Source organism: Kitasatospora sp. NPDC024654, from assembly GCF_055559155.1.
Map to the genome: position 1 here is coordinate 64,988 of NZ_JBVHLF010000040.1, position 9,208 is coordinate 74,195.

General features: G+C 70.0%; 8 protein-coding genes and 1 pseudogene. 5 read left to right on the top strand and 4 right to left on the bottom strand.

Annotation, left to right across the window (positions count from 1 at the left end; genetic code table 11):
• Positions 1-134 precede the first annotated feature (134 nt).
• On the bottom strand, positions 135-3,398 hold the full coding sequence (locus tag ACZ38L_RS23105; protein ID WP_465696571.1) for a hypothetical protein: 3,264 nt from the start codon (positions 3,396-3,398) through the stop codon (positions 135-137).
• Between the two features lie 506 nt (positions 3,399-3,904).
• Between ACZ38L_RS23105 and ACZ38L_RS23110 the strand changes: the two genes are divergently transcribed.
• Both ACZ38L_RS23110 and ACZ38L_RS23115 read left to right on the top strand, forming a co-directional pair.
• Positions 3,905-4,282 (top strand): hypothetical protein, encoded by a 378-nt coding sequence (locus tag ACZ38L_RS23110; RefSeq protein ID WP_465696573.1) that lies wholly within the window; start codon positions 3,905-3,907, stop codon positions 4,280-4,282.
• 64 nt (positions 4,283-4,346) lie between these two features.
• Entirely contained in the window at positions 4,347-4,625 is a 279-nt protein-coding gene (locus ACZ38L_RS23115) for a hypothetical protein (RefSeq protein ID WP_465696575.1), read from the top strand.
• 350 nt (positions 4,626-4,975) lie between these two features.
• Here the strand turns inward: ACZ38L_RS23115 and ACZ38L_RS23120 are convergent, their stop codons facing one another.
• Positions 4,976-5,971, bottom strand: a complete 996-nt coding sequence (locus ACZ38L_RS23120) for a LysR family transcriptional regulator (RefSeq protein ID WP_465696577.1) — start codon at positions 5,969-5,971, stop codon at positions 4,976-4,978.
• A 170-nt stretch (positions 5,972-6,141) separates the two neighbouring features.
• Between ACZ38L_RS23120 and ACZ38L_RS23125 the strand changes: the two genes are divergently transcribed.
• Both ACZ38L_RS23125 and ACZ38L_RS23130 read left to right on the top strand, forming a co-directional pair.
• The gene (locus ACZ38L_RS23125; RefSeq protein ID WP_465696581.1) at positions 6,142-6,855 is read left to right on the top strand and encodes a class II aldolase/adducin family protein; all 714 of its coding nucleotides are present in this window, start codon (positions 6,142-6,144) and stop codon (positions 6,853-6,855) included.
• A gap of 320 nt (positions 6,856-7,175) precedes the next feature.
• Positions 7,176-7,331: pseudogene (locus ACZ38L_RS23130) on the top strand (MFS transporter); the annotation flags it as partial.
• 53 nt (positions 7,332-7,384) lie between these two features.
• Here ACZ38L_RS23130 and ACZ38L_RS23135 read toward each other — a convergent pair.
• Both ACZ38L_RS23135 and ACZ38L_RS23140 read right to left on the bottom strand, forming a co-directional pair.
• Positions 7,385-7,690 carry an ArsR/SmtB family transcription factor gene (locus tag ACZ38L_RS23135; protein ID WP_465696584.1) on the bottom strand — a complete coding sequence of 102 codons (306 nt, stop codon included), beginning with the start codon at positions 7,688-7,690 and terminating at the stop codon, positions 7,385-7,387.
• Between the two features lie 68 nt (positions 7,691-7,758).
• A complete protein-coding gene (locus ACZ38L_RS23140) occupies positions 7,759-8,061 on the bottom strand; it encodes a hypothetical protein (RefSeq protein WP_465696587.1) in 303 nt (100 codons plus the stop codon).
• Positions 8,062-8,406: 345 nt separating this feature from the next.
• Here ACZ38L_RS23140 and ACZ38L_RS23145 point away from each other — a divergent pair, with 345 nt between their 5' ends.
• Entirely contained in the window at positions 8,407-8,952 is a 546-nt protein-coding gene (locus ACZ38L_RS23145; RefSeq protein WP_465696589.1) for a Fur family transcriptional regulator, read from the top strand.
• Positions 8,953-9,208 lie beyond the last annotated feature (256 nt).

Here is a 9,208-nt window from a genome sequence, read left to right on the forward strand (position 1 = left end):
CTTTCCTTCGTTCCCTCTTTTTGATAAGGGCACAGCGTCCCCTTCCCAGCTTCCCCGGCGCGGTTCACCCCCCCGTGCTTGTACCCCTTTTTTTTCCCCCCCCCGCCGCGTTTCCTGTCGGGTCGGGCGCCTGTTTACACGCCCGTGAGGTCCACCTCCCGGTCGGTGGAGCGGTGCTCGTTGTCGCAGTGCTCGCCGTGCCCGCCGCCCTCGCCGTGTTCGTCGTGCTTGATGGTGGTGGGGTCGGTGGCGGTGTGGGTGGTGGTGTCGCCGCCTCCGGTGACGGTTGCGGTGTTGGTGACCTCGTGGCGGGTGTGGCAGGAGACGTTGACCGTCAGCGTGATGTCCGGGTAGTTCTGGCCGGCGGGCAGTGCGTCGCTGCGGGTGCAGGTCAGCGCGTGCTGGTCGCAGGTCCAGCCCGGGCCGCTGATACCGGTCGCGGTCAGCCCCGGCGGGAGGGTGTCTTTCATGGTCACGGTGGTGCCGTCGGTCGGCCCGCTCCCGTTGTTTCCCACGGTGATCGTGTAGAGGCCCCTTCTGCCTTGGGTGAAGTCCCTGGGGTGGGTTTTGCTGATCGTCAGCGACGGTGGGGTGCCGCGGGTGACGGTGTCGGTGGCGGTGTGGGTGGTGGTGTCACCGCCTCCGGTGACCGTGGCGATGTTGACGAACTCGTGGGGAGCGGCCGGTGAGACGTTGACCGTCAGCGTGATGTCCGGGTAGTTCTGGCCGGCGGGCAGGGGGTTGCCGCGGGTGCAGGTCAGGGTGTTCAGGGTGCAGGTCCACCCGGTGCCGTTGATATTGGTGGCGGTCAGCCCGGACGGCAGGATGTCCGTCATGGTGACGGTGGTGGCGTCGGTCGGCCCGGCTCCGCCGGCGTTGCCCACCGTGATCGTGTAGATGCCGCCCTGGCCCGGGTTGAACTTACCGGAGTGGGTCTTGCTGATCGTCAGCGATGGTGGTGCGGGGTTGATGGTGGTGGGGTCGGTGGCGGTGTGGGTGGTGGGGTCGCCGCCGCCGGTGGCGGTGGCGGTGTTGGTGATCTGTGCGGGGGCGGTCGGTGAGACGTTGACCGTCAGCGTGATGTCCGGGTAGTTCTGACCGGCGGGCAGGACGTCGCTGCGGGTGCAGCTCACCGTGCCCACGTCACAGGTCCACCCCGGGCCGCTGATACCGGCCGCGGTCAGCCCTGCGGGGAGGGTGTCGTGCATGGTCACGGTGGTGCCGTCGGTCGGCCCGATCCCGTTGTTTCCCACGGTGATCGTGTACGTGCCTTGCCGGCCTTGGGTGAAGTTCCCGGTGTGCGTCTTGCTGATCGTCAGCGATGGTGGTGCGGGCTCGATGGCGGTGGGGTCGGTGGCGGTCTGGGTGGTGGTGTCGCCGCCTCCCGTGACCGCGGCGGTGTTGGTGACCTGTGCGGGGGCGGTCGGTGAGACGTTGACCGTCAGCGTGATGTCCGGGTATTTCTGGCCGGCGGGCAGGGGGTTGCCGCGGGTGCAGGTCAGGGTGTTCAGGGTGCAGGTCCACCCGGTGCCGTTGATGCCGACGGCGGTCAGCCCGGAGGGGAGGGTGTCCGTCATGGTCACGGTGGTGCCGTCGGTCGGCGCGGCCCCCGGGGAGTTGCCCACCGTGATCGTGTACGTGCTCTGCTGCCCCTGGAGGAAGTTCCCGGTATGGCGCTTGGAGATCGTCAAGGACGGCTCACCAGGCGGAGTGATGGCGGTGGGGTCGGTGGCGGTGTGGGTGGTGGTGTCGCCGCCTCCCGTGACCGCGGCGGTGTTGGTCACCTGCGACGGAGCTTTCGGCGCGACGTTGACCGTCAGCGTGATGTCCGGGTAGTTCTGACCGGCGGGCAGGGGGTCGGTGCGGGTGCAGGTCAGGGTGTTCAGGGTGCAGGTCCACCCGGTGCCGTTGATGTTGGTGGCGGTCAGCCCGGACGGCAGGGTGTCCGTCATGGTGACGGTGGTGCCGTCGGTCGGCTTGGCCCCGGCGGAGTTGCCCACCGTGATCGCGTACGTGCCCTGCTGCCCCTGGACGAAGTTCCCGGTATGGCGCTTGGAGATCGCCAGGGTGGTGGGTCCGGTGTTGGTCAGTGCGAAGGACGCCGGGGGGATGGCGGGGTCGTCGGTCAGGCCGGCGGTGACGGTGTAGGAGCCGACGGTGTCGTTGGCGAAGAAGGTGGGCGCGGTCGCCACGCCGTTCGCGTCAGTGAACACGATGGCAGAGGGGTCGAGAAGATCGAACCTCCCGGACGGGCCGGTGAGGGGCGGCGCGGTGAAGGTCACCGGCACCCCGGGCACGGGGTCGCCACCGGTGTCGGTGACGGTGGCCTGGAAGCGAGTGAGGAAGAATCTGTTGATGGGGGCGGACTGCGGGGTTCCGGCGGTAGCGGTGATGGCGGAGAGCACCCTGTAGGAGATGGTCACCTGGCCGTCGTGGTTGGCCGTGCCGATCGGGGATGTGGTGTAGCGGGTGCCGGCGCCCGATGGCGTGGCGAAGCTGCTGCCGCCCCCACCACCGCCCCCAGTGGCATTAAGCACATAGAAGCCGCCGGCCCAGGGGTTGGCGGAAGCCCCGCCGCCGCCACCACCGAAGTATCCGCCGCCGCCGCCACCACCGCCCGCTGATACGGCACAGAAGTCCTTATCCACCGTTCCGCCCGCGCCCCCTGCGCCGCCGGCGCCTACCGCGGCACCGGAGAAGCTGCCTCCCCCAAAGCCGCTGTAGCCCGCGCACAGACCCCTGGCGTAGACGGCGCCTTGACCTCCCGCGCCGGGGGAATGGGCGGGGGTACTGCCGCCTTTGCCGCCTCCCCCCGGCACGGCGGTCAACAGGAAGTCACCGTTGCCGCCGCCGCCTGCGCTCAGCCCCCCGTCACCGCCGCGCCCCCCGGAGTAGAAGGGCGGAAGAATTTCTCCCCCGGGACTGCCGGCACCACCGCCACCGCCCGCGACGACCAGCAACGCGCCGTCCGCGCTTACGCTGGACGCCCCACCCCCACCCGCACCACTGTCATGGGCACCCGAGTCTGGTCCGCCATCACCACCGCCGTTGTACCCGCCCGCGGCACCAGTGCCGCAGTCCTGGCCGCCGGTGCCCCCGACGTTGATGGTGTAGGTGGTCGCCGCGGTGGTGGCCAGATTGGTGACCACCCGCCCACCGGTTCCCCCGGGCCGGTCGTATTCCGGCCTACAGTGGGACAGGTCCCCGCCACCGGCACCGTCCGCCGTAATGGTCACCATCGCCCCGGCCGGAACGGTGTAGGTCTCCGGGCGGCCGATGAGGGTGAAGGTTCGACTCACCGCCGCCCGCACACTACCCGTGTGGCGGGCGGCCACCGGTGCGGCGGTGGCCGGCAGCACCCCCGCACCGGTCAGCAGCGCGCACACCGCCGCGCTCACCCCAACACGCCACCCGCCCCGCCGTCGCCCGAACTCCGCCCGGCCGGCCGCAGCCGACACCGGTGACGCGGCAGTCCGATGAGGGTCCGTCAGTGGACGGGTGAGAATCCATGATCTGCGTCTGCGCGCCGTGTCCCCGCAGGGATCAACGCTTCCGCGAGCGTCACCGGTCATCGTGGAGGTACCTCTCCTCGTAGCGAAACCCGCCGCCTTCCCCTTCGAAGCGGAGGCACAACACGGCACCGGAAGGCACCATCGGCGGTCACCAGACAGCATAAAAGCGGCAAACTGTCAAATTCGGGACATGCAGGGCTGGGCACGGCGCGTTGCAACGAGGACGGCCCGTACCGCCCGAGAACCCATCGCCGCCGGCGGCAGCGTGACAGCTCGCCGGCGAGGGCATGCCCGGACGCACGTATCCCTTCCGTACAAGACGACCCGGAAGTTGTTGCCCCCTTGCCCTCACCGGCTTTCAGCTTTCGGCACTTGCCTCGCGATCACGGAATGTGGACTACCTCGGGCCCACCATCGTCACCCGACAGGGCCGCCCCACCGACGTGGAACTGGTCAACGACCTGCCGCCGTCAGGAACGCAGATCTTCCCGACGTCCCCCATGGCGAGCAACAACACCCTCACCCTGCACCACCACGGCGGCCTGCAGAGCACGAAGAACGGCGGGGTGGGCGGCTGCGGGCCGAGGGTCCACGTCAGGGCGACGCCCTCGGGTCGCGTGGTGACGGCGAGGCTGGTGGGTGCCGGGCTCGGTGAGCGCGTAGCCGGCGTCGTGCAGGGTCGTGCGGACGGCGTCGTACAGGTGCTGGTGGTGCATCGGGCGAGCCTGACCCGCCGGGTACCGGTGCCCCGGCCGCAGCCGGACGGGTGAACACGCGCGGGCCGCGTCGGCCGAGCGGCAGCCTGGCCTGTGCGGCGAGCGCAGGATGAGCGGTATGACCACCGCCCTGGAACGTGACGACCGGGACCGGCTCGCGGCCATCGTCGACCGGCACCCCGCCACCGCCCATCCCGACGCGCAGACCGTCCGCGTCGACGCCGCCCTGCTCGCGCTCGCCGGGGCCCTGCTCTCCCAGTTCGCCGCCGCGTTCGACGGCGAGCCGATCGCCTCCGGCGCCGCGACCGTCGCCGCCCGCCTGCAGAACTCCGTGCCCCTGTCCGCAATCCAGCAGCTCAAGGAGGACATGGACGCGGTCGGCCTAGCGCATCTGTAGAAGCTGAGGAGCCCCGTGTCGGCCTGCCCGGGTGTTGAGTGACTTCACTTTTCGGGTGATCTGTCGGTGCCGACAGGTGGCCCGCTCCAAGCCGGCGGGGGGTTCGAACGAAGGGCCTGTTGGCCGGGGCCGCTGAATGCTTCCCAGCGGCTCCGGTCAACGGGCACCGTCGCCGACTCGGTGGTTTAGTACTGCAATCACAGTTATGGGGTGTGGCCTCTTCGTTTGTAGTGGCTGCGGCGGGCTCGGGTCAGTCGGCCCGATGCCAAGGGCCATTCCATTCACCACTCCCCGGGGTGCCGTTCTCGTGTCGTGGTGTGGGTTGTTGGGCTGAAAGGTAGATCTCGAGTTCACGGGTAGGTACCGCGTTGTACCGGGTGAGCACCTCCCTGCGCAGGGGCCCGCCTCGGAGCCGACGGTCCAGCTTCATGGTGTCCAGCGGGCCGACCGGCTGCTTCGCGGACGTGGGTGCGCAGCCAGCGGTGGGACGGATCGTTCTCGCGGCGGGGGTGCCACAGCAAGCTGACGCGTAGCGGCTTCAGGTTCAACGGCAGGGGGAAGGTGGCCAGTTCGAGTGGGTCTGCCAGGCTTCGGGCCAGGGCGACTGGCGCGATCCCGACCAGGTCGCTGGTGGCGATCAGGCGCAGCGCCGTCGTGAAGTCGGGTACGGAGGCCGTCACGGTGCGCCGCACTCCTTCGGCCTTCAGGAGTCTGTCGGTCGCGGTGCGTAGCCGGCCGTGGCGGGAGACCACGACGTGGTCCCACGCCACGAAGCGGGCCGTCGTGGTCTCGCCGCGGCTCAGCGGGTGGCCGGCGCGGACCACGCCGAGTAGCGGCTCTCGGACCAGGCCCTCGGCGCGGAGGTCGGCTTCCTTGGGGGCGTTGACGCTGATCGCGATATCGGCGGTGCCCTCTCGTACCGCCGTGCCCTCGTCGGCCGTCCGGCCCTCGCTGAGGAAGCGCAGTTGGACGCCGGGGGCCTCGCACCGCACGCGGGTCAGCAGGTCCGTGCCGAAGCACGCGATCAGATCCTCGGGCGCCAGGATGGTGAAGGCACGGCGCAATGTGGCCACCGTGTCTCCCTCGGCGGGCCCCAGCAGGTTCTGCGCGTCCTCGACCAGAGCGCGTACCCGCGGACGCAGCGCCAGTGCGTGGGCGGTCGGCTTCATGCCCCGGCTGGAGCGCACCAGCAGGGGATCGGCGAAGGCGGTTCGCAGCCGTCCCAGGGCCCGGCTGACGGCGGGCACCGACAGGTCCAGCCGACGGGCTGCCGCGGTGACGCTGCCCTCCTCCAGCACGGCGTCGAGGACGACAAGGAGGTTGAGGTCGAGGGAAGTCACTTTCACCAGGCGAAAATAGCACTTGCGCTTTTTTCACTGGTCGCAAAACCGTGACCGCTCCTAAGGTCGGGAGCAGAGCCGCAGGCGGCGGCCTTGAGGGCCCCAAGTACGCGGCGGTCCCGTTGAACGAGGTGGCCCGATACCGGGCCCTGATGCGACATCGAGGAGCACGATCCATGACGGATGGCAAAAGCGACGACCCGGCCGCGCTGGTCGCGTTGGGCAGCCGGGCCCTGGCCGCGGCCGGGCAGGGTGACATGGTGTGGGGACACCTGGCGGTCCGCGATCCCGGCGGACGCGGCGTGTGGATGAAATCGGCGGGCTGGGGCCTGGAGGAGATCACGCCCGATCGCGTCCTGCTCGTCTCGTGGACCGGTGAGCTGCTGGAGGGGAGCGGACGGGTTCACCTCGAGTACCACATCCATACCGAGATCATGCGGACTCGGTCCGATGTGCGCGTCAGCCTCCACACCCACTCCCTGACGGTCAACGCCTTCAGCGCGCTCGGCGAACCGCTGCACGCGCTCAGCCACGACGCCGTCGTCTTCGCCGAGCACGGCCTGCCCCGGTTCACCGCCACCGACAACCTCGTCCGCACCCCCGAATTGGGCCGCGCCCTGGCGACCGAGCTCGGTGACGCCCGCGCCTGCCTGATGCCCGGACACGGCCTGGTGGCGGTCGGCCGCGACATCGCCCACGCGGTCATGCACGCGATCCTGCTCGAACGTGCCTGCCGGACCCAGCTCACCGCCCGGGCCGCAGGCGAGCTCCGCCACTGGACCAGCCACCAGGAATGCCTGGAAAAGGACGAAGTGGCCTGGCCAGACAGCCAGATCGACGCCGGATGGCGGTACTGGCAACGCCGTGTCGCACTCGGCCAGCCCCTCTGACTTCCCTGGAAAAGCACACCTGCAAGGACTCCAGCCCGTGAAAGCCCACACGGACCCGCTACCCTCGTCACCGACTCCGCCCGCCCTGGCCAGGACCGCCGCTGGTCCAAGGGAGGACGTCCTGAGCGGCAGACGGCGGATCGGCACCTGGCCGTCGTAGGAGGCTTCTGGGCTGTCACGGCCGGGACGACGGTGCCCACGCCCCTTTATCCGCTGTATGAGCGCGCCTTCGGCTTCTCACCGCTGGCCGTGACCGTGGCCTTCGCGGTCTACGCCTTGGCCGTGGTCGTGGGACTGCTGAGGTCGGAGGGCTCTCCGACCTGCGCGGTCGCCGCCCGGTTGCCGCCGCCGCCCTGCTCACCGCCCTGGCCGCCACCGCCGCGTTCCTGCTCGCCGATAACCTGACGGCCCTGCTGATCGGACGGGTGCTGTCCGGTCTGGCCGCCGCGCTCATCACCGGAACCGCCACCGCCCACCTGACGGAACTGGCGCCCACCGGCAGCCGGCCGGTCGTGATGCCAAAAGCGCGCTACTCCTGGGTGTGCCGGATCGCGTCCAGGACGATGTGGGCGATGTGGGCGTCGGTGAGGGTGTACTCGATCTCGCGGGCCTGGCGGTGGGCGGTGACGATCCGGGCGGCCCGCAGCACTCGCAGGTGCTGGGAGACCAGGGGTTGGCTCACGCCGAGGGCGGTGACGAGTTCGTGGACGCGCTTGCCGCCGTCGGCCAGCTCGCGCACGATGCCCACCCGGACGGGGGCGGCCAGTGCGCGTAGAAGGTCGCTGGCGGCTTGGAGTTCGGGTCTCGGCTCGTCCTGTGGGGAAGTCGTTGCCATATGCGGAAGTTAGCATATGACAACGACTTTCACTTATTCGTGCCCGAGTGCCCGCGGAGGGTGACCGGTCAGTGGTCGTCCCAGTGGCCGTCGTGGGCGGCGTGGCGGTGGCCGTCGTGGATGAAGTCGGTGTGGTCCCCGTGCGGCACGGCGACGTGACCGCAGTCCGGGCCGTGCTCGTGCTGGTGGCCCTCGTGGGTCACGTGCTCGGTGCTGGCGCACTCGTCGACGTGGTCCCCGTGGGCGCGGTGGAGGTGGTTGTCGTGGGCGTAGTCGACGTGGTCCCCGTGCGGTACGGCCACGTGGCCGCAGCCCTCGCCGTGGGTGTGGGCGTGGTCGGGGTGCGGACGGTGCTCGACGGTGGCGGACATGCGCAAACCTCCTTGGTGGGTGCCTGACAAGACTGAACATTAGCATATGGCGACCCTTGCATATGTAGGCGCCCGTGCCTGGTGGGAGCGGCTCCTTCGGGGTGTGGTCGACGCCGGTCGGCATGGAGGTGCTCTGGGCGCGTCAAGTTTCGGCAAGGGAGCGCAACTCGATGTCATCCGAGCTGGTTTTGAAAATCGTTTCCGAATAGCGTGGGTGTAGTGGCCCCTTCAGCCGGGGCCGTAGGTCCCCCGAGGAGTACTCCAGATGCGTGCTGCCTTGCCCTGTGACGTTCGCGAGCTCCCGGCTCGGCTGCTACCGACCGCGCCGGCGGAACGGGGCGGAATGTGAAAGACACCAGCGTGGCCGCGCCCGTCCCGCCCATGGCGTGCGCGGTGGAGACAAGCAGTGCGGTCGGCCGGCCGGCGTCGGGGGAGCTCGCTTCGATCGGGCGGCCGACTCCGCAGCGCCTGGTCGTGCTGGGTGCGCTGATGGGCTGCGAGGGCTTCGTCAGTGCTCAGGTCCTGCATGCCGGTCTGCTGTCGAGGGGTTCACGGGTGGGTCTGAGTACCATCTACCGCACGCTCAGCGCACTCGCGGATGCGGGCCGGGCCGATGTCGTCCGGGACGTGAACGGCGAGCGGCTGTTCCGTTACCGGCCGGGGCCCGACCACCGGCACTACCTGATCTGCCGCCGGTGCGGGCTGAGTGTGGCCGTGGACTCCGGTCCGGTCGAGGAGTGGGCGGACCGGGTGGCCGAGAAATCCGGGTTCGCGGACGTGCGGCACACCGTGGAGCTGGCCGGGACCTGCACGAGCTGCCTCGCCGTCACCGACGCAGTCACCGCGCCCTGCCCGGCCACCGAGTTGGCCCAAGCGGTGGACATGGAGTAGTCCGCCTGCTCGTACCGGCTCGGGATGCCGCGGCTCGCCGCCAGCCGGATCGCCGAAGTGCCCTTCCTCCGCGGTGGGTTGGAGGGAGGGCACTTCGGTGTTCCAAGCGTTTCGGTGGGGCCGTTCAGGCCGTGCCTCGGGCCGGAAGCGGTGTCCGGCCTGTGCGGTACGTCCGGCGTGTCCAGCGTACGGCGTGGGCGAGGAGGTAGCTGCCGAAGGTGAACGTGGTCACGAAGAAGCCGATCGGCCAGTTGGT